Origin of the sequence: Stenotrophomonas maltophilia group sp. Smal17, from assembly GCF_030237045.1 — a bacterium.
In the GTDB taxonomy this organism is placed as follows: Bacteria; Pseudomonadota; Gammaproteobacteria; order Xanthomonadales; family Xanthomonadaceae; genus Stenotrophomonas; species Stenotrophomonas forensis.
The window spans coordinates 13,725-34,417 of the sequence record NZ_JASJSU010000046.1 but is presented as its reverse complement, the minus strand read 5'-3'; the positions used below and the strand labels follow the sequence as shown (position 1 = coordinate 34,417).

Genomic DNA, 20,693 nt, shown 5'->3' with positions numbered 1-20,693 from the left:
TTGCAGCGGCCCCCGCAACCGGACCCACCCCGCCATCCCTCAGGAAGCCTGCTTCTGCTGTTGCCGTTGCTGTTGCTCTTGATCGTAGCGAGTGCAGGGCACAGCCCTGCCGGGCAACCCTATACTTGCGGCCGTGACTGCCTTCCCTGCCCTTGTTCCGCTGGATGTGCCGCTGCTGGTCGGCTACAGCGGCGGTGTCGACTCGACCGTGCTGCTGCACTGGCTGTGCCGCTGCGCACAGGCCTCCGGCACTCCGCTGCGTGCGGTGCACGTGCACCATGGCCTGCAGTCCGCGGCCGACGACTGGGTGCGGCACTGCCAGCAGCAGTGCACAGCGCTGGGCATCGACCTGGCCGTGCACCACGTAAGAATCGATAACACCGCAGGCCTGGGCCTCGAAGGCGCAGCGCGGCAGGCACGGCGCGCGGCCTTCGCCGCCGAGTTGCGCGACGGCGAAACACTGGCGCTGGCCCAGCACCAGGACGACCAGGCCGAGACCTTCCTGCTGCGCGCCCTGCGCGGTTCCGGCGTCGATGGCCTTGCAGCGATGTCCGCACACAGTCGCTTTGGTGGACACGCCCTGTGGCGACCATTGCTTCAGGTCCCGCGCGATGCACTGCTGGACTACGCGCACCAGCATGCACTGCACTGGATCGAAGATCCCAGCAATGGCGACGATCATGCTGACCGCAATTTCCTGCGCCTGCAGGTGCTGCCGCTGCTGCGCCAGCGCTGGCCACATGCGGCCGCGGCGCTGGCCGGCAGCGCCGCGCATTGCGGGCAGACCCGTGAACTGCTTGATGAAGAAGACGCCGAGCTGATCGCGCATCTGGAGGTGGCACCGCGCGTGCTGTCGCTGCAGCTGCTGCGGCAGATTTCGCCGGGCCGCGCCGCACGCGTGCTGCGTGGCTGGGTGCTGGCCAACGGTGCAGCCCCCTTGCCGGCCACGGTGTTGCAGCAGGCACTGGCCGAACTGCTTCCCACCGACAACGACCGCCAGGCGCGCGTGGGGTGGCACGATCATGCGATCCAGCAATGGCGGGACCATGCGTACCTGCTCCCCGCGACGCTTCCCGTACTGCCACGCGACTGGCAGGCCGAATGGGATGGACGCGCGCCCTTGCCGCTGCCCGATGGCGGCCAGCTGCGCCTGCAGGGCGCCGCGGCCTTCGAACACGCGCTGCAGGTCCGCGCACGCGTGGGTGGTGAGCGCATCCAGCTGCCAGGACGCCAGCATTCGCATGCCCTGAAGGACTGCCTGCAACGGGAACACCTCGCGCCCTGGCGACGCGCGCAGCTGCCGCTGATCTTCGATGGCCCGCAGTTGCTTGCTGCCGCCGACGTGGTCATCGCAGCACCTTTGCAGGCCTGGTTGCAGGCCCATGGGGCGCAACTGCAGTGGCGCCCGGGCGGCTGGTGAATTGACCCCCGCGCGCGGCCCGTCCACACTTGTCGCATGGCCAAGAAGTCCCCCGAAAACGCCTCCCCGGTCGCCCAGTTCGAGCAGTCGCTCGAGTCGCTGGAGCAGCTGGTGGAGCAGATGGAAACCGGCGAGCTGAGCCTGGAAGCTTCGCTCAGTGCATACGAACGCGGCGTCGGCCTGTACCGCCAGTGCCAGCAGGCGCTGGAGCAGGCCGAACTGCGCGTGCGCCTGCTCAGCGATCCAGCCCAGCCGGAAGCGGCCGAACCGTTCGACCCGCCCAGCCATGACGGCTGAGGCCCTGTTCGCGCGCTGGCGCGACCGTATTGAAAGCCAGCTCGACGCCGCACTGCCCTCGCCCGCCGAGGCACCGCAGGGCCTGCACCAGGCCATGCGCTATTCGGTGCTGGGCGGCGGCAAGCGCATGCGCCCGATGCTGGTGTACGCCAGCGGCCACCTGTTCGGTGCGCAGCCGGAAGCGCTGGACGCGGCCGCGATGGCGGTCGAACTGATCCACGCCTATTCACTGGTGCATGACGATCTGCCGGCGATGGACGATGACGCCCTGCGCCGCGGCAAGCCGACCACCCATATCGCCTTCGACGAGGCCACGGCGATCCTCGCCGGCGATGCCCTGCAGGCCCGCGCCTTCGGCCTGCTGGCCGATGCGCCGCTGCCGGCCACGTTGCGCGTGGCCTGCCTGCAGACCCTGGCCCACGCCTCCGGCGCCGCCGGCATGTGCGGCGGCCAGGCCCTGGACATCGATGCCACCGGCCAGCAGCAGACACTGGCGGCACTCACCCGCATGCATGCCCTGAAGACCGGCGCGTTGATCCGCGCGGCGGTGCGCATGGGCGCGCTGTGTGGCCAGGCCCACGAACCACAGCTGGCGCAGCTCGACAGCTTTGCCGACGCGCTGGGCCTGGCGTTCCAGGTACGCGATGACATCCTCGATGTCGAAGCCAGTTCCGAACAGCTGGGCAAGACCGCCGGCAAGGACCAGGCGCAGGACAAGAGCACGTTTCCCGCCCTGCTTGGCATGGACGGCGCGAAGGCCCAGCTGCAGGAGCTTGCCACGCGCATGCACTCGATCCTGGCCGGCCATGGCGAGGAAGCCGATGCGCTGCGCGCGCTGGCGACGCTGGCGGTGGAACGGGATCACTGATCGAGGCCACCGGTCATGGCCTGGCGCTACCCCGCGCCGCAAACAAAAACGCCCGGCATGGCCGGGCGTTTCCATATCCACGTGCAGCCGTATTTACTTGATCAGGCGCAGCGCGAACGGATAGCGGTAGGCTTCGCCGTTGTTGGCCTTGACCGCGGCGATGATGCAGAACACCAGGTTCAGGATGCCGACGATCGGGGCCAGGATGCCGCCGATGATCACCAGGGTCAGCACGATGCAGATCAGCATTGCGATGGTGATGGTGATCTGGAAGTTCAGTGCTTCCTTGGCCTGGTCGGTCACGAAGGCCTTGCTGGCGTCATCCTTGTTGATCAGCCAGATGATCAGCGGGCCGATGAACCAGGTGAAGATGCCCAGCAGGTGCGCGGCCAGGGCCATGGTGCGCTGGTCGGCCGGCGCGTCAGTGGTGGCCGGCGGCGGCGGGACGTTATCGAATTCACTCACGACAAAACTCCTTTTCATTGGGTGGTCTTGACCCACCAGCACCAAGCTGGTCGCGTCAGGCGCGCATAGCTTACGCCATCAATGCCATCAATCATTACCGGCGATGGTCATCCGTCCCAGCAGGATCGAACCGGTCCGGATGTGTGAGCGCGGGTCGACGTCGCTGCCGACCGCCTCGATGCTGCTGAACATCTCGCGCAGGTTGCCGGCGATGGTGATGCCGTCCACCGGGTACTGGATCTCGCCGTTCTCGACACGGAAACCGCCGGCGCCGCGTGAGTAGTCACCGGTCACCCCGTTCACGCCCTGGCCCATCAGCTCGGTCACCAGCAGCCCGTCGCCCATCTGGCGGGCAATCTCCTGCAGCGAGCCGGCGTTGGCGGCCAGCTGCAGGTTGTGCACGCCACCGGCATTGGCGGTGGTCTGCAGGCCCAGCTTGCGCGCCGAATAGCTGCCCAGCACGTAGCGCTGCAGCACCCCGTCGCTGACCAGGGCCGACGCACGGGTCGCCACGCCGTCACCGTCGAAGGCGGCCGAGCGCAGCCCTCGGCGCAGGTGCGGCAGTTCCTCGATCTGCATCCACTCCGGGAACAGCCGCTGGCCGACACTGTCCAGCAGGAAGCTGGCCTGCCGGTACAGGGCGCCGCCGGATACCGCCGACAGCAGGTGGCCGACCAGGCTGCGGGCCACTTCCGGGGCGAACAGCACCGGCATGCTGCCGGTCGGCAGCGAACGCGGCTGCAGGCGGGCCACGGTACGCTCGGCGGCGCGGCGGCCCACGCTGTCGGCCGCCTCCAGGTCCTCGCGGGCCAGGCCGCCGGTGTACCAGCCATCACGCTGCATGCCATCGCCAGTGCCAGCGATCAGGGCGCAGCCAACCGAATGGTGGGTTCCGCGCTCGCGGCCGATGAAGCCATGCGAATTGGCATAGACCGATACGCTCTGCATGCTCGACACCGAGGCACCGTCGGAATTGCTGATGCGTGCGTCGGCCCCGCGACCGGCCAGCTCGCAGGCCAGGGCCAGGTCCACCGCCTCGTCAGCCTGCAGCGCCCAGGGGTGCCAGCTGTCCAGGTCGGGGAAGTCGCGGGCCATCAGCGCCGCCTCGGCCAGCCCGGCAGCCGGGTCGTCCTCGGTGTGCCGGGCGATCGCGCAGGCCTGCTCGACCGTGGCCGCCAGGCTGGCCTCGTTCAGGTCGCCGGTGCTGGCACTGCCCTTGCGCTTGCCGAAATAGACCGTCACCGCGATGCCGCGGTCGCGGGTGGACTGCACGGTCTCGACCTCGCCAAGGCGGACATTGACCTCCAGGCCCCGGTCCTCGCTGCAGCTGACCTCGGCCTGGCTGGCGCCCAGCGCGCGGGCGCGGTCAAGCAGCTGCTGGGAAAGGTCGGCCAGCCGTTCCAGCCGGGCCGGGCTGTCGTCGCCGACGGCCACTTCAGGGGCGATCACGTTCAATGCTTTATCCTGTACAGGTTGGGCCCGGCATCACGCCGGGCGACTTTTTTTGAGATCAGGTAGGGACGATGCGCGGACGCGACGAAGAAACCGGTGAATTCCACGACAAGAGCCGCAGCCAGAACCGGCGCGACGCGCTCGATGTCCTGGCCCTGGGCGAGAAGCTGGTGTCGTTGACCCCGGCCCAGCTGGCGCGCCTGCCGATTCCGGAAGACCTGCTGCCGCATATCGCCGAGTGCAAGCGCATCACTGCCCATATCGCCCACAAGCGCCAGCTGGCGTTCCTGGCCAAGCACATGCGTCGCGAAGAGGACGCCACGCTGGATGCGATCCGCGATGCGCTGGACGCGAACAGCGAAACCGGCCGCCGCGAAGTGGCGATGATGCATCGCGCGGAAGACTGGCGCGACCGCCTGCTGGCAGAAGGCGATACAGCGCTGGCCGCACTGCTCAACGATTACCCGCAGGCCGACCGCCAGCAGCTGCGCACGCTGGTGCGCAATGCGCAGGCCGAGAAAGCGAAGAACAAGCCGCCGCGCGCCTATCGCGAGATCTTCCAGGTGCTGCGCGGCCTGATGCTGCCGGCCGCGCTGGGCCTCAAGGCCGCGGCCGATGAGGCCGACGACGTCGAGACCGGCGAAGCCGACGAGGACTGAGTCCTCCCCGGCGTGGGCGGTGGCACTGGCCATCGCCCGGCTCAGGCCTGGGTACCGCCGACGGTGATGCCCTCGATCAACAGCGAAGGCTGGCCGACTCCCACCGGCACACTCTGCCCGTCCTTGCCACAGATGCCCACGCCTTCGTCGAGGGCCAGGTCGTTGCCGACCATGCGCACCTTCTGCATGGTTTCCGGGCCATTGCCGATCAGGGTCGCGCCCTTCACCGGCGTGGTGATCCGGCCATCCTCGATCAGGTAGGCCTCGGTGGCCGAGAACACATACTTGCCGCTGGTGATGTCGACCTGGCCGCCGCCGAAGTTGACCGCATACAGGCCCTTCTTCACCGAGCGGATCATCTCCTGCGGGTCATGCTGGCCGGCACGCATGTAGGTGTTGGTCATGCGCGGCATGGTCAGGTGCGCGAACGATTCGCGGCGCCCGTTGCCGGTCGGTGCCACGCCCATCAGGCGGGCATTGAGGCTGTCCTGCATGTAGCCGACCAGGATGCCGTCCTCGATCAGCGTGGTGCACTGGCTGGGGTGGCCTTCGTCATCGATGTTCAACGAACCGCGGCGGCCATCCAGCGTGCCGTCGTCGACGATGGTCACGCCCGGCGCCGCAACGCGTTCACCGATGCGGCCGGCATAGACGCTGGTGCCCTTGCGGTTGAAGTCGCCCTCCAGGCCGTGACCGACCGCCTCATGCAGCAGCACACCCGGCCAGCCCGGGCCGAGCACCACCGGCATCACGCCGGCCGGCGCCGGTACCGCTTCGAGGTTCACCAGCGCCTGGCGCAGCGCCTCGCGCGCAAACGCTTCAGGCCGGCCGTCGGCGAACAGTTCCGCATAGCCATAGCGGCCACCGCCGCCGGCATAGCCGGACTCGCGGCGGCCGTTGTGCTCGACGATCACCTGCACGTTCAGGCGCACCAGCGGGCGCACGTCGGCGCCCAGCACGCCGTCGCTGCGGGCGATCAGCACGGTATCCACGCCGCCGGACAGGCTGACCATCACCTGTTTCACGCGCGGGTCCGCGGCACGCAGATAGCCGTCCAGGCGCTTGAGCACCTCGACCTTGGCCTCGTTGCCGATACCGTCGATCGGGTCCAGCGCCGGGTACAGCGCACGCGCACTGCCACGCAGCAGCGAGCGCCCGGACTGCGCGCCGCCTTCGCGCGAGATCGCGCGCGCCGACTGCGCCGCTACCCGCAGCGCATCGGCATGGATGTCATCGGAGTAGGCGAAGCCGGTCTTCTCGCCGGAAATGGCCCGCACGCCCACGCCCTGCTCGATGGAATGGGCACCGTCCTTGACGATGCCGTCCTCCACGCTCCAGCTCTCGCGGCGGGCGTGCTGGAAGTAGAGGTCACCAAAGTCGACACCGGGCCCCAGCAGCTGGCCGAAGGTGTGCTCCAGGCCAGCGGTATCCAGGCCGCCGGGGCGCAGCAGGCGGTCTTGGGCAAGCGTCAGGGCGATATCAGTCATGGCTCTCGATCTGGGGATGCGGGGGCGCCGAGGCAAGCCCCGTGAACAGGAAAGCCACGCTCAGCGCGAGCGTGGCAGGTCGGTGACGGTTGGCGGAATGCCGGGGGCCGGAGCGGGCGGCGCCTTGTCGCGGCTGCGTTCGATCACTTCCACCTTCGGCTCCTTCCATGGGCCGGTCACCTTGTAGGTACGGGCGCCGATCTCGCCCAACGGTTTGGACAATACCGCATTGGTGGCCGCGCCGAGTGCCGCGCCCACCGGCCCACCGGCCACCGCGCCGACCACGGTCAGCAGATTGCCGGCACGCGGGTTGACGTCGATGGTCTGGTCGAACTGCTGGTTGCGCAGGTCGGCCTGGCCGCGGATGGTGATGTTCGCCGCAGGGCCTTCGATCAGCACCTTGTCGGTACGGGCCATGCCCTGGCCGAACTGCACGCTGCCGTCGACCTGGTTGAACGCGAAGCCCTTGGAGAAGAAGTCGCGGAAGTCGAACATCAGGCGCCGTGGCAACTGGGTGACGCTGAGCAGGCCTAGCACGCGGCCGGCACCGGGCTCCAGCTCCAGCAGCTGGCCGTTGCGTGCGTGCAGGTCGAGCCGGCCCTGCAGGTTGGCCAGCTGGAAGTCCGAAGGACCGCCACTCCACGACGCCTGCAGCTGTGCCTGCCCGGAGCCGCCACGCAGCTGGCCACCGTAGTCGAGGTTCTGCATCAGGCCGCCCAGGTCTTCACTGCGTACCTGCGCGGTCAGTTCGGTACGGGCGCCACCGGTACGACCCAACCAGCGGCCGTTGATGTCGATCTCCTGGTCCGGCGCGCGGAAGCGCAGCTCGTCCACGTTCAGGCCATTGGCCAGCGGGCGCGTGCGCAGCACCGCCTGCCCCAGCACCACTTTGCCGAACTTCAGGTCGGCGATGTCCAGCGCGAACGGCGGCAGCTTGGCCGGGTCCATGTCGTTGGCACCGGCCTGCACCCGCGCCGGCGCCGCGGGCGCACCCGGCGCCACCGGCAGCGACTGCCAGTGCACGCGGTCCAGCTGGCCGCTGATGGTGCCACCCTCGGCATTGGGCACGCTCAGGCGACCTGCCAGCGAAGGTCCATCCAGGCGCACGTCCAGCGCCTGCGCGCCCGGCTGCAGCTGCAGGCGGGTCTGTTCGAAAACACCACCGATCAGCATCAGCTTGCCGACCTGCACATCCACCGCACGCAGCGGCATGCCGTCATCGTCACCGCCTCCGCGCGCGAGGCTGATCCACTCCAGTGCGTCCAGGGTCGGGCTGCGACCGTTGACGGCCAGCCCGCTCGGCGGTGGCTCGCGATCAACATGATCGCTGCCCAGGGTCACCTGCACGCCGGTGCGGTTGTTGTGGCTGCGCGCAGCCAGCGCCAGGCGCTGGCCAAAGGCCACGTCGATGCGACCGGCCCCCATCGGCAGCTGTGCGGCCACCGTGGTCGCCAGCGGTTCGCCGGCCGGCTTGTCCAGTGGCGCAGGCAGGTCCAGGCGGGTGCCCACCAGATCCGAACTCAATCGCAGCTCGCTGGGCGGCGCCGGCGCACCCGGTGCAACCTTGGGCAGGTTGACCGCGATGGTCCACGGCGAGGTGCCCGCGATGTACGGCTTGAGCCATGCCATTTCCGGCGCGCGGTCGATCAGCACGCCGGCATCGAGGTGGGCCGACAGCAGCGATTCAAACGCCAGCTTGCTGTCATGCACGTAGCTGCCGGCACGCAGGCTCAGGCGACCGTCCTGGCCGAGGTGGCGCACCGCCAGTTCCTCGGCACCGAAACCGCCGTTGCCGTAGCGGGCCTGCCCATGCATGTTGTCGAAGGTCAGCTGGAAGCGCTTGTCGACCAGCTTCACACCGTCGAGGTCGACCGTGCCCTGCAGATGGCCGCCGCCTTCATCCAGGTGCAGCGGCTGCAGCAGGTCGAAGGTCACATGCGCCGGGCCTGCCGCGGTCAGGTTGTCGAGCGTGTCGCCATAGTCCTTGTGCAAGGGACTCTGCCGCAGCATCGCCAGCAGCCTGCCGGCCTCGCTCTGGGTGTCGGCGCGCACGTACAGCGGCTGCTGGCCGAAATCCGGAATGCCCGCCTCGAACGTCTGCACCGCCACACCGGCCAGGTCGCCGCGCCCGTGCATGTCGAAGCCGGGGCCGATGAAGGCGATATCGGCGTCGACCTGGCTCATCAGGGGCCAGTCGTGCTGGAAACGGATGTCACCATTGGTGATGTGGCCGGTGGCCTCGAAGCGGCCATCGTTGTTGTCGAACGGCCAGTCGTCCAGGTCGCCGCTGACCAGGCCGACACCGTTGCGCACCTGGCCACCGGCCAGTGCCATGTCGAGCCAGTCGGTGGCGCCCTTGCTCATCCTGGAATGGATCCAGAAACGCTTGGCCGCGGTCATCGGCACGTCGTCCAGCTTGGCCGCCAGCTGCAGCCACGGCCGGGTGCCATCACCCTGGAACCAGACACCACCGCGCACGTCGGCGGCATAGTCGGTGCCTTCCACGCGCATCGCCGCGGTGCCGATGCGCCAGCCGCCCGCTTCGTCTCGCCAGCCCACCACCTGTCCTGCCAGGTGCAGGTCATGGCGCACGCCGAATCCGGTCGGCCAATCGAACTGCAGCTGCTGGCGTGGCTGCAGCTGCAGGCTGAAACCATCGGCATCGCCCTCGAAACGGCCCCCCAGGCCGCGCAGGCCCGGCGAATGGCCCACGCTGGCAAAGCCCAGCGATTTCAGTTCCCCCTGCGCCCACAGCGGGCCATCACGCTGGCCGGACAGCTGCAGCTCACGCACATCCAGTTGCGGCCGGGACAGGAACAGCCAGTGGCGCAGGCCGGGGTCGAGGCGATCACTCAGCGCCAGCGCGCGCAGCGCGGTGCCGGCCTGCACGTCGCCGGAACTCACCCGCAGCTGCCTGCCGACCTGCAGCTGCAGGCCGTCAAGCTGTTGCTCGCCGTCTTCGGTCTTCAGGCGCAGGCGCGGCACCTGCAGGGCCCAGCCTTCGGCCTGGCGCTGCCAGCGCAGGCGTGCCTGCAGGCGCTGCAGCTTCAGGTACGGAGCTGCCAGGTCGGGCATCGGAGCACCATCGATGCGGACGTCGCGCAGGTCCGAATCGGTGGTCAGCGCAACGGGGGCGAAATCACGCAGGGTCAGCCACAGGTTCAGCTCGCCCTTGCCTTCTCGCAGGCGGACGCCGCCGGCTGCCAGCAGCGGCGACCAGGCGTTGAAATCAACCGGATCGGCGCCCAGCCAGGCCTGGCCGTTGCCACGCACGCGGTCCACATCCAGCACCGCGGTCAGTGGCAGTGCGTCGGCCTGCGCCCAGGCACGCACGCCCACGCGCAGGCGGTCGCCGTTGACGCGCAGGCGCAGGTCGATGCGCGGCAGCGTGGTATCGACGCCCAGGCCCGGCGCGCGCACGCCCAGGCGGCCCTCGACCACCTGCAGTTCGCCCAGCCGGCGCAGCGCATCCAGCGGGTCACCGCCCTTGGTTGACTGCGGCAGGCCCCGCACCGACCAGCGGCCGTCCTCGCCCTGCTGCAGGTCCAGCGCCAGGCCACGCAGGCGCAACTCGGTCAGCGAACGTCCCGGCAGCAGCCCGCTGTACATCGACACCAGCACTTCCGCCTCGCCGATCGCCAGGCCCTGGCCGGCGCCGATGCGCAGGCCCTTCAGCTGCAGCAACGGGCCACGGCGGGTCCACGCAGTCTGCAGCTGGTCGAAACGCACCGGCTGGCCGGCACGCTCGCTCAGCCACGCAGCGATCCTGTCGGGATGGCGCTCGGCCAGCGGCAGCAGCTGGCTGATGCTGCCCACCAGCAAGGCAAGCCCGACCAGGCCCACCGCACACGCGGCAATGAAATGACGGCGGATCCTTCGCAGTCGCAGGCGCGGCGGCGCGCTCATCGGCCGCCGCCGGCCTGCGGCCGGCGAGGATCAGAGCAGAACGACATCGAATTGCTCCTGCAGGTACTGCTCGTCCGCCTGGAAGCGGATGCTCTTGCCGAGGAACTCCTCCAGCTCGGCCACCGCCGAGGATTCCTCGTCGGTGATGCGCGCGACCACCTTGGTCGAAGCGATCACCAGCAGGCGCGCAGCATCGAACTGGCGCACCGCGCGGGTGATCTCACGGAAGATCTCGTAGGTCACCGTTTCGGTGGTCTTGATGCTGCCGCGGCCACTGCACTGCGGGCAGGTTTCCGACAGCTGGCGCTCCAGGCTCTCGACCGTGCGCTTGCGCGTCATCTCCACCAGGCCAAGCGGCGAGAAGTCGTAGACGGTGGTCTTGGCATGGTCGCGGGCCAACGCCTTTTCCAGCGTGCGCAGCACCTGGCGGCGATGCTCGGCATCGTCCATGTCGATGAAGTCGATGATGATGATGCCGCCCAGGTTGCGCAGCCGCAGCTGCCGCGCCACCGCCTGTGCGGCCTCCAGGTTGGTGCGGAACACCGTCTCTTCCAGGTTGCGCTGGCCGAGGAACGAACCGGTGTTGACGTCGATGGTGGTCATCGCCTCGGTCTGGTCGATCACCAGGTAGCCACCCGATTTCAGCGGCACCTGCTTGTCCAGCGCGCGGCCGATCTCATCCTCCACCCCGAACATGTCGAAGATCGGGCGGTCACCGGAATACAGCTCCAGCTTTTCGGCCAGCACCGGCATGTACTTGGCAACGAAGGCCTGCAGCTGGCCGAAGGTCTCCTTCGAATCGACCTTCACCTTGTCCACGTCCTTGCGGATCAGGTCGCGCACAGAACGCAGCGGCAGGCTCAGGTCTTCATAGATGATGCTGCAGGAGGCGGCTTCGCGGCCGCGGCGCTCGACCACGTTCCACACCCGTGACAGATAGGCGATGTCCTCGGCGATGGCCTCGGCCGGCTGGCCCTCCGCATTGGTGCGCACGATGTAGCCGTAGCCACCATGCTGGGCCGACAGCTCGGTCACCAGCGCCTTCAGCCGTGCACGCTCGGTCTCGTCTTCGATGCGGGCCGACACGCCCACTACCTTGGACTGCGGCAGCAGCACCATGTAACGCGAGGGAATGCTGATCTGCGTGGTCAGGCGCGCGCCCTTGGTGCCGATCGGATCCTTCACCACCTGCACCACGATGTCCTGGCCGTCGCGCAGCAGTTCGACGATCGGCACGCTGGCCGGCGGCGGCAGGGTGGTGTTCTCGGTATCGGCGCTGGCCACCGGGGCCGGGCGCACCACGTCGTTGGCGTGCAGGAACGCGGCGCGCTCCAGCCCGACCTCGACGAAGGCGGCCTGCATGCCGGGCATGACCCGCTGCACCTTGCCCTTGTAGATGTTGCCGACCACACCCCGGCGCCAGCCGCGCTCGATGTGCAGTTCCTGCAGCATGCCGTTTTCGATCACCGCGACCCGGGTCTCGCGCGGGGTCACATTGACCAGGATTTCCTCAGACATCTGCAGCCTCCCTGGCGGCATCGGCAATGGGGGCCGGCACGCCGCAGCGCGCCAGCAAACGATCAGTGTGCAGCAACGGCAGCCCCATCACGCCGGAGTAGCTGCCGGACAGGTGCTCGATCCAGCGTTCGGCGCCGCCCTGGATGGCGTAGGCACCGGCCTTGTCCAACGGTTCGCCGGTAGCTACGTAGGCGGCGATGTCGGTGGCGTCGATCGGCGCGAAGGTCACCTCGGAGATGACCAGCTCACTGTCCAGCCCTTGCGCGCCGACCACCACTACGGCGGTCATCACCTGGTGGGTGCGCCCGGCCAGCCGCGCCAGCATCGCCCGCGCATCGGCGGCATCGACCGGCTTGCCGAACACTTCACCGTCCAGCACCACTTCGGTGTCCGAACCGAGCACCCGCGCCTGCGGGTCATCGGCCAGCACCCGGGCCAGCCCGGCGCGCGCCTTGTCGGCGGCGACCCGGCAGACATATTGTTCGGCACTTTCAGCCGCAGCGCGCTGCTCGACAACCTCCAGGTCCAGGGCCTGGAAGGGGCGTCCGAGTCGGGCCAGCAACTGGTTGCGTCGGGGGGAGCGGGAAGCAAGATAGAGCATCGGCACAGCATAACCTGAGGCCGCCACCTGAATCGTCGGCAACCCGTTCCGGAACGCGTTCAACCCCGAACAGGCTCACAGCGCGTTCATCGCTACGACACCACCCTCACCGGCACAACAAGGAGTTCTCCATGCGCCTGACCGCCACCCCGCTGCTGCTCGCCCTGTCCCTTGCCCTTGGAACCTCGATGACCGCCCATGCTGCCCCGCCGTCGCCGTCGATCGCCGCCCCCGCGGAAGGCACCCTGCTGAACATCTCGGCCAACGCCGAGGCCACCCGCGTACCGGACGTGGCCACCCTGTCGGCCGGCGTGGTTACCCAGGCCGCCGATGGCAACAGCGCCATGCGCCAGAATGCCCAGCAGATGGACAAGGTGCTGGCCGCGATCAAGGCCGCCGGCATTGCCGAGCGCGACGTGCAGACCAGCGGTGTCAGCCTCAACCCGCAGTACCGCTATGCCGACAACGAAGCACCGAAGATCACCGGCTACCAGGCCAGCAACACGGTCAGCCTGAAGGTGCGCGACATCGCCAAGCTCGGCAAGGTGCTGGACGCACTGGCGGCGCAGGGTGCCAACCAGATCAACGGCCCCAGCTTCGAGATCGACCAGCCCGAACCGGTGTATGACGAAGCCCGCCTGGCGGCGCTGAAGAAGGCCCAGGCCCGTGCCCAGACCTACGCGAAGTCCCTGGGCCTGCAGGTGCGCCGCATCGTCAGCATCTCCGAGAACGCCGGTGGCGGTTACCGCCCGATGCCGATGATGCGTGCCATGGCCGCCGGGGCGGCGATGGACAAGGCCACCCCGGTCGCGCCGGGTGAATCGACCGTGTCGGTCAACCTGGACGTGGTGTTCGAACTGGGCCGCTGATCGCCGCCGCCCGTGCCGAACCAGGCGGGTCCCGAACGGGGCCCGCCTTTTTTCATGCCTGCTGCCGGGGCTGGCTGAAGGCCAGCCCAACGATCCAGCCCGTGCCTCTAGGCAGTGGCCGCCATGCCGCGCTACTGATGCACTGCCAGCCGCGTGCGGCAACCCCGCCACGGGCCCTGGTGCGTTGAGGACTTCGTCACTGGCATGGAGGTGGACCATGGTTCGTACGTATCCCGTTGCATCCCCGCACTTCGACCCCGCCCGCGTTGCCGCCTGGAGCGCGGCCATCGCCCTGCATCTGCTCGCGTTCCTGTTGTTGCTGATTCCGGCCACCTATCAGGCCATCACCACACTGCCGCGCGACACCACCACGGTGCGGCTGATTCCGAGGGAACTGCCCAAGCCGCTGCCGCCGCCGCCCAAGTACGTGGAGCCACAGCACGTGGACGTCGTGCCGAAGCAGCAGAGCGTGCCGAAGGAAACAACGCCATTGCCGACGCCGACCGCCACGCTGGAGGAGGCACAGGGCATCATCACTCCCGCCGCGGAATCGACACCGGTGCAGTCGGCCCCGGGCATCGACCGTTCGACACCGTTGGCCGGTGCCCAGCTGCAGTACCGCAGCGCCCCACCGCCGTCCTATCCGGTGCCGGCGTTGCGCAACCACGAGCAGGGCACGGTACTGCTGCGGGTGGAGGTCGACAGCAGCGGCCAACCAGTCGCGGTCAGCATCGAGCGCAGCAGCGGCTCGCGCAGCCTGGACCTGGCCGCTCGCCAGCAGGTGCTCAAGCGCTGGCGCTTCGAGCCCGCACAGCGTGATGGCATAGCGGTACCGGCCATCGGCCTGGTACCGGTGCAGTTCTCGCTGCCGGACTGAGGCTTTCAGGGCCGGCCCGGCAACCTTTCCGGGCCGGCCTTCACACGCGAAAGGACAGACTCGGCAAAGTCCGCGATCAAGCGTTACGAATTAAGCAAAATTTCACTACTTCGTCACCTGTCGGAAACCTAGATTGATCCGTCCCGGACAGTACCGGAGACAGCCCTCAACGCTACGGTTTTCCAGTTAGGAGAGAAGCTGTGAAACACCTGATCCAACGGCCCGCCAGCCGCCGCCGCTGCACCCTGGCATCGTCCATCACCCACGTCCTTGCCGGCGGCACCCTGCTGCTGGTGGGCACCATGGCTTCCTCCTCCGCCTTCGCGCAGGAAAAGGCCACCAACCTCGACCGCATCACGGTCACCGGTTCGAACATCCCGCGTACCAACACCGAAACACCGTCCCCGGTGCAGGTGGTGACCCGCCAGGAAATCGACCGCACCGGCAAGACCTCGCTGGCCGAGTACCTGCAGACCATCACCGCCGATGGCGCCGGCTCGATTCCCAAGACCTTCGGCAACGGCTTTGCCGGCGGTGGCGCGGGCATCTCGCTGCGCGGCCTGGGCGCCGGCTCGACGCTGGTATTGTTGAATGGCCGTCGCATGGCGACCTATGGCCTGGCCGATGACGGCCAGAAGGTCTTCACCGACCTGAGCACCATCCCGCTCGACGCCGTTGAACGCGTGGAAGTGCTGAAGGACGGCGCCTCGGCGATCTATGGTTCCGATGCCATCGCCGGCGTGGTCAACATCATCCTGCGCAGCGACTTCCAGGGCGTCATCCTGCGCGGCTCCTACGGGCTGTCCGGTGACAGCGATGGCGACGCCAAGAAGGCGACCCTGACCGCCGGTACCGGCGATCTGGCCACCGATGGCTGGAATGCGTTCTTCAGCCTGGACGTGGGCAAGACCGACGCGATCAAGCTGAGCGACCGCAAGAACCGCAAGTGGATCGGTACCGGCGACACCCGCCCGTGGGGCTATGACAAGACCGCGCAGTTCCTTGGCGGTGCTTACACCCGTGGCGGCACTTCCGGCGGCTCCGGCCCCAACGGATCCTACCTCGACGCCACCGGCCACCTGGTTCCGCTGCCCGGCTGCGAAGGCCTGACCACCATCGGTGGCCAGACCCCGGCCAGCATTGCCGCCGACGGCTGCCTGTTCGATCCGGCGCAGCAGTACCGCGACCTGATTCCGGAAGAGAAGTACGTCAACGTGTTCGGCCGCGCCAGCTTCGCCTTCGGCGAGGGCGGCGAGATCTACACCGAGATCGGCTACTCGAAGAAGGAAACCATCTTCAGCAACACCCCGTCCGGCGTGTCGGGCGGCTGGGGCTACCCGGGCGGTCCGGTCAACGCCAACTCGGGCCCGGGTGCCACCGTGCTGGGTGCCAACCACCCGGACAACCCGTTCTACGGGCAGCCGGGCGCCACCCCGGTCCGCGTGCGCTACTCGGCCTGGGATGTCGGCCCGCGCGTGACCGACAACACCAACGAGTTCAACCGCTTCCTGGTCGGCATCAAGGGCAACTGGGGCGACTGGAGCTACGACACCGCCTACCTGCACTCGGGTACCGACCTGACCAACGAGCGCACCGGCTTCCTGCGCTACAGCGCCGTGCAGTGCGCACTGGGCAATGCGAACTGCGCCGGTGGCGTGTGGCGCATCGGTGATGATGCCGGCAAGAACTCGCAGGCGTTGTACGACTACATCTCGCCGAAGATCAGCGCGCGTGCCAAGTCGAGCCTGGACATGTTCGACTTCACCGTGTCGCGCAGCCTGATGGACCTCAAGGGTGGCCCGCTGGGCCTGGCGATCGGTACCGAGTGGCGCAAGACCAGCAACAGCCTGACCCCGCAGACCTACACCGACCAGGGCGACATCATCGGCCTGGGCTATTCGGCCTACGACGGCACCCAGAACGTCTACGCCGGCTACGTCGAACTGTCGGCACCGGTACTGGAGCAGCTGGAACTGTCCGGCGCGCTGCGTTACGACAAGTACGAAAGCGGTGAAGGCAAGGCCACGCCGAAGCTGGGCGTGAAGTGGACCCCGGCCGACTGGATCGCCCTGCGCGCCAGCTACGCCGAAGGCTTCCGTGCGCCGAACCCAGCCGAGAACGGCGATGGTGGCCTGGCCGCCTTCTCCTCCGCGGTCGATCCGGTGCGTTGCCAGATCAGTGGCGGCGCAGCGAGCGAGTGCGGTGCCAATTCGGTGGCCATCATCACCAAGCCGAACAAGCTGCTGAAGCCGGAAGAGTCCAAGAGCTACTCGATCGGCCTGGTACTGCAGCCGACCTCGACCACTTCGATGACCGTCGACGCCTGGCAGATCAAGCGCACCAACGAGATCGTCCAGGGCAACACCGAAGACGCCATCCTTGCCGGCAACGTGCTGCGTGACAGCAATGACCTCAATGGCGTGGCCAACAGCGGCACCATCCTGGCGGTCAACACCGGCTACGTGAATGCCAGTTCCTCGCGCGTCCGCGGTATCGACACCGACATCCGCCAGACCTTCGAGATCGGCCCGGGCCAGCTGGAGCTGGACCTGCAGTGGAGCCACATCCTGAAGTTCGAACGTACCGAAGCCGGCAAGACGGTCGATTATGTGGGCACCCACGGCAATTGCGATGTCACCAACTGCATCGGTACGCCGAAGGACAAGGTCAACTTCGGCACCACCTGGAAGCAGGGCCCGTGGAGCGTCAGCGGCATCGTCAACTACATCAGCAAGATGGACAACACGGGCAGTCGTGGCGGCAGCTACCTGGCCTTCTACGCTGACGAAACGCCGGTGACCAAGATCTCTTCGTTCACCACGATGGATCTGTCGGGCCGCTGGAGCATCAACGATTCGTTCGAACTCAATGCCTCGGTGGCCAACGTGTTCGATCGCATCGCCCCGCTCGATCCGACCACCTACGGCGCGGTGAACTACAACCCGATGCACTTCTCCGGTGCACTGGGCCGTTACTACACCGTCGGCTTCAAGTACACGTTCAAGTAACAGCGGCATCGCCGTTGCATGCAGCACCTTCGAAGGCCCGGGCACCTGCCCGGGCCTTCGTCTTCCTGGCCCTTGCAGGCGTGTTCACGGCCACGCGGCTACCGTGTCCACGCGGCATCACTGCCGCAGGGGATCTCCATGGCCGCAACATCGCAACGACTGGGCCTGCCCGCGTTGACCGCACTGGTGGTCGGCTCGATGGTCGGTGCCGGCATCTTCTCCTTGCCACAGAACGTCGCGCGCAGCGCCGGCCCGGCCGCGGCGCTGATCGGCTGGGCGGTGAGTGGCGCCGGCATGCTGATGCTGGCCTTCGTGTTCCAGGCGCTGGCCAACCGCCGGCCGGACCTGGATACCGGCATCTACGCGTATGCGCGCGAGGGCTTCGGCAACTACATCGGTTTCTCTGCGGCGTGGGGCTACTGGGTCGCCTCCGTGCTTGGCAACGCCAGTTTCTTCGTGCTGATCTTCAGTGGCCTCGGCCACTTCATGCCGGTCTTCGGTGAAGGCAATACGCCGGCTGCGGTTGCCGCATCGTCCGTGCTGCTGTGGACCGTGCATCTGCTGGTGCTGCGTGGCCTGCGCACCGCGGCCATCGTCAACGGCCTGGTGACCGTGGCCAAGCTGCTGCCGATCGCGCTGTTCCTGGTGCTTGCCGCCGGTGCGTTCCGTCTCGATGTGTTCCGCGCAGACTTTCTCGGTACGCCTGCACTCGGCGACCTCGGCCAGCAGCTGCGCGGCATGATGCTGGTCACCGTGTGGGTGTTCATCGGCATCGAGGGCGCCAGCATCTACTCGCGGCGTGCCGCCCGCCGCGCCGACGTCGGCCGCGCCACGGTGATCGGCTTCCTCGGCGTCTGGCTGCTGCTGGTACTGGTCAGCCTGCTGTCGATGGGTGTGCTGACGCAGGCTGAACTGGCCGGGCTGCCCAATCCCTCGATGGCCTACGTGCTGCGTGCCATCGTCGGCGAGTGGGGCGCCACGGTGATCATCATCGGTTCGATCATTTCCGTACTCGGTGCGCTGCTGGCCTGGGTGCTGCTGTGTGCCGAAGTGCTGTATGCCGCAGCGGGCGACGGCACCATGCCGGCGTTCCTGGGCCGCGAGAACGCACGCGGCGTGCCCGCCAACGCGCTCTGGCTGAGCAACGGCCTGATCCAGCTGTTCCTGCTGCTGGTGCTGGTCAATGCGGGCAGCTACACCGGGCTGGTGCTGCTGGCCGCGTCGATGAGCCTGGTGCCGTATTTCCTGTCCACCGCGTTCGGCGTGCAACTGGCCTGGCGCGGGCACGCCTACGCAGGCGAGCCGAGCGTGCGCTGGCGCGATTTCGGCGTCGCACTGCTGGCCAGTGCCTATGCGCTGTGGCTGGTGTATGCCGGCGGCCTCGACAACCTGCTGCTGTCGGTACTGCTGTACGTACCCGGCGTGGTGTTGTTCGCGCTGACCCGGCGCCAGCGCGGCGAGCGGGTGTTCACGCGTTGGGAGTGGGTACTGTTCGGCGCGATTCTGCTGGTGGCGATTGCCACGCTGGTGGCGTTCTCGAAGGGCCAGCTGACGCTGTAGAGCCGAGCATGGGCTCGGCTCTACAACGGGCGTTCCGGCAACATGCCGATGTCCTGCATCCAGCGCTCGGCCAGGTGGGGCCATGCCGCGACCGGTGCATCCTGCCTGCGCAGGCCGAACGCATGGCCGCCGCGTGCGAACAGGTGCATTTCCACCGGCACGCCCGCATCGATCAAGGCACGGTAGTAGGCCAGCGATTCGCGCACGTCATCGGTACGGTCATCGGTGGCCTGCGCGATGAACGTTGGCGGCACCTTGTCATCCACGACGATGTCCTTGACCAGCGACAGTCCCTTGCCGTGCCCTGCCCACAGGTGCCCGGAATACATGACCATCGCGAAATCGGGCCGGCTCGGCTGTGCATCGGCCGCATCGATCGGCGTGTAGCTGCGCCGCGCATGCGTGCTCAGGCCAGCCACCACATGGCCACCCGCGGAAAAGCCGATCACGCCGATGCGTTTCGGGTCGATCTTCCAGCGCGCGGCCTGCGCACGCAGCATTCCCATTGCACGCTGTGCATCCTGCAGCGCCATCGGCACCGATGGGATATCGCGGCAGTTGCAGTCCCGGTCCCAGTTCGGTCCCGACGCCGGCACGCGATACTTGAGCAACGCACAGGTGATGCCCTGCGTGGTCAGCCATTGGCAGATCTCGCTGCCTTCCAGATCCATCGCAAGCACGCGGTAGCCACCGCCCGGCACCACCATCACTGCAGCGCCGTTGCCTGGCTCCCTCGGCGGAAACACGGTGAGGGTCGGCACCGCCACGTTCTGCAGCATCATCCAGCGTTCGCCACTGGCTTCGGAAATCGCCTCACTGAGCTGCTCGGGTCCCTTCAGTTTCGGCGGCACCGCCGCCTTGCCATCCGGCCACAACGGCAGCTCCGTGGCGCCCTGCGGCGGGTGCCAGGTGGGAGGTTCAGCTTTCGCCGAGGCGAACGGCAGCACCACAAGCAGCAGCGAGCCCAGCAACAGGAGTGCGCGCACGATCAACATCCTTGGTCGATGACGCTGCATTGTAGAGTCGAGCTTGCTCGACTGTCGTGGCCGATCAACAGAGCCGTCGAGCGAGCTCGACTCTACCCGGCGCAAAAAAAAACCTGCATCTCGCGATGCAGGTTTTTCAAAGTGGCGCCCGAAGTTGGACTCGAACCAACGACCCCCTGATTAACAGTCAAGTGCTCTAACCGGCTGAGCTATTCGGGCAGACGACTAGTATAACCACTCTTCACGCGCGATGGTAGGGGTGATTGGCAATCATCGCCGCAGCACGGTACAGCTGCTCGGCCACCACCAGCCGCACCAGCATGTGCGGCAGCGTCAGTGGCCCGATCGACCACTTCTCATCGGCCAATGCCGAGACTTCAGGCGAATGCCCTTCCGGGCCGCCGATCAGGAAGGCCAGGTCCCTGCCCTGCCCACGCCAATGTTCCAGGCGCTGCGCCAGCTGTTCGGAACTGAGCTGGCGACCCGGCACGTCGAGCGCGACCACGTACGCATTCTTCGGCAATGCAGCGATCACCCGCTTGCCTTCGTCTTCGGTGGCGCGGCGCGGATCGCGGCCCTTGCCACGCAGGCCAGGCTCGATTTCCACCAGCTCGAACGGCAGCCAGTGCGACAGCCGCTTCTGGTACTCGGCGAACCCCTGCGCGACCCAGCTGGGTGCGCGTTCACCGGTGGCGATCAGGCGCGCTTTCATCCAAGGCA

Annotated in this window: 16 protein-coding genes and 1 tRNA gene; 8 read left to right on the top strand and 9 right to left on the bottom strand. The window is 67.7% G+C overall.

The window, feature by feature from the left end:
- Positions 1 to 133: 133 nt before the first annotated feature.
- The 3 genes from tilS to QRO93_RS13300 are packed head-to-tail and all read left to right on the top strand — an operon-like array spanning position 134 to position 2,585.
- On the top strand, positions 134 to 1,420 hold the full coding sequence (gene tilS, locus QRO93_RS13310; RefSeq protein ID WP_285304254.1) for a tRNA lysidine(34) synthetase TilS: 1,287 nt from the start codon (positions 134 to 136) through the stop codon (positions 1,418 to 1,420).
- 36 nt (positions 1,421 to 1,456) lie between these two features.
- Positions 1,457 to 1,717, top strand: a complete 261-nt coding sequence (locus tag QRO93_RS13305) for an exodeoxyribonuclease VII small subunit (RefSeq protein WP_010482975.1) — start codon at positions 1,457 to 1,459, stop codon at positions 1,715 to 1,717.
- A complete protein-coding gene (locus QRO93_RS13300; RefSeq protein ID WP_180878492.1) occupies positions 1,707 to 2,585 on the top strand; it encodes a polyprenyl synthetase family protein in 879 nt (292 codons plus the stop codon). Before QRO93_RS13305 ends, QRO93_RS13300 begins: the two co-directional genes overlap by 11 nt.
- A 93-nt stretch (positions 2,586 to 2,678) precedes the next feature.
- On the opposite strand, the gene QRO93_RS13295 is transcribed toward QRO93_RS13300, so the two are convergent.
- Complete coding sequence (locus tag QRO93_RS13295) at positions 2,679 to 3,050, bottom strand: DUF4870 domain-containing protein (RefSeq protein ID WP_053450429.1); 372 nt, start codon at positions 3,048 to 3,050, stop codon at positions 2,679 to 2,681.
- A gap of 87 nt (positions 3,051 to 3,137) precedes the next feature.
- Positions 3,138 to 4,505: a metalloprotease PmbA gene (pmbA, locus tag QRO93_RS13290; RefSeq protein ID WP_053511456.1), complete on the bottom strand. Its 1,368-nt coding sequence runs from the start codon at positions 4,503 to 4,505 to the stop codon at positions 3,138 to 3,140.
- Between the two features lie 68 nt (positions 4,506 to 4,573).
- Between pmbA and yjgA the strand changes: the two genes are divergently transcribed.
- Complete coding sequence (gene yjgA / locus QRO93_RS13285; RefSeq protein ID WP_008267776.1) at positions 4,574 to 5,161, top strand: ribosome biogenesis factor YjgA; 588 nt, start codon at positions 4,574 to 4,576, stop codon at positions 5,159 to 5,161.
- A gap of 41 nt (positions 5,162 to 5,202) precedes the next feature.
- On the opposite strand, the gene tldD is transcribed toward yjgA, so the two are convergent.
- From tldD to QRO93_RS13265, 4 genes are read right to left on the bottom strand one after another with little or no spacing between them, the layout of a single operon-like run.
- Positions 5,203 to 6,648, bottom strand: a complete 1,446-nt coding sequence (gene tldD, locus QRO93_RS13280) for a metalloprotease TldD (protein ID WP_180878493.1) — start codon at positions 6,646 to 6,648, stop codon at positions 5,203 to 5,205.
- A gap of 60 nt (positions 6,649 to 6,708) precedes the next feature.
- Positions 6,709 to 10,554: a YhdP family protein gene (locus tag QRO93_RS13275; protein WP_285304253.1), complete on the bottom strand. Its 3,846-nt coding sequence runs from the start codon at positions 10,552 to 10,554 to the stop codon at positions 6,709 to 6,711.
- 30 nt (positions 10,555 to 10,584) lie between these two features.
- Positions 10,585 to 12,072: a ribonuclease G gene (rng, locus tag QRO93_RS13270; protein ID WP_008264487.1), complete on the bottom strand. Its 1,488-nt coding sequence runs from the start codon at positions 12,070 to 12,072 to the stop codon at positions 10,585 to 10,587.
- Positions 12,065 to 12,673: a Maf family nucleotide pyrophosphatase gene (locus tag QRO93_RS13265; RefSeq protein ID WP_006460404.1), complete on the bottom strand. Its 609-nt coding sequence runs from the start codon at positions 12,671 to 12,673 to the stop codon at positions 12,065 to 12,067. Before QRO93_RS13265 ends, rng begins: the two co-directional genes overlap by 8 nt.
- A 131-nt stretch (positions 12,674 to 12,804) precedes the next feature.
- Between QRO93_RS13265 and QRO93_RS13260 the strand changes: the two genes are divergently transcribed.
- The 4 genes from QRO93_RS13260 to arcD all read left to right on the top strand — a co-directional run bounded on the left by QRO93_RS13260 (position 12,805) and on the right by arcD (position 18,987).
- A complete protein-coding gene (locus QRO93_RS13260; RefSeq protein ID WP_006460407.1) occupies positions 12,805 to 13,542 on the top strand; it encodes an SIMPL domain-containing protein in 738 nt (245 codons plus the stop codon).
- 217 nt (positions 13,543 to 13,759) lie between these two features.
- Positions 13,760 to 14,419 (top strand): energy transducer TonB, encoded by a 660-nt coding sequence (locus QRO93_RS13255; RefSeq protein ID WP_053450434.1) that lies wholly within the window; start codon positions 13,760 to 13,762, stop codon positions 14,417 to 14,419.
- 200 nt (positions 14,420 to 14,619) lie between these two features.
- Positions 14,620 to 17,427, top strand: a complete 2,808-nt coding sequence (locus tag QRO93_RS13250) for a TonB-dependent receptor (protein WP_180878495.1) — start codon at positions 14,620 to 14,622, stop codon at positions 17,425 to 17,427.
- Positions 17,428 to 17,565: 138 nt separating this feature from the next.
- Positions 17,566 to 18,987 carry an arginine-ornithine antiporter gene (gene arcD / locus QRO93_RS13245; RefSeq protein WP_053450436.1) on the top strand — a complete coding sequence of 474 codons (1,422 nt, stop codon included), beginning with the start codon at positions 17,566 to 17,568 and terminating at the stop codon, positions 18,985 to 18,987.
- A gap of 20 nt (positions 18,988 to 19,007) precedes the next feature.
- Here arcD and QRO93_RS13240 read toward each other — a convergent pair whose 3' ends face one another.
- The 3 genes from QRO93_RS13240 to rlmH all read right to left on the bottom strand — a co-directional run bounded on the left by QRO93_RS13240 (position 19,008) and on the right by rlmH (position 20,685).
- Complete coding sequence (locus QRO93_RS13240; RefSeq protein ID WP_404830601.1) at positions 19,008 to 19,955, bottom strand: alpha/beta hydrolase; 948 nt, start codon at positions 19,953 to 19,955, stop codon at positions 19,008 to 19,010.
- Positions 19,956 to 20,115: 160 nt separating this feature from the next.
- A tRNA-Asn gene (locus tag QRO93_RS13235) sits at positions 20,116 to 20,192 on the bottom strand.
- 22 nt (positions 20,193 to 20,214) lie between these two features.
- The gene (gene rlmH, locus QRO93_RS13230; protein ID WP_005418108.1) at positions 20,215 to 20,685 is read right to left on the bottom strand and encodes a 23S rRNA (pseudouridine(1915)-N(3))-methyltransferase RlmH; all 471 of its coding nucleotides are present in this window, start codon (positions 20,683 to 20,685) and stop codon (positions 20,215 to 20,217) included.
- Between the last annotated feature and the right edge of the window lie 8 nt (positions 20,686 to 20,693).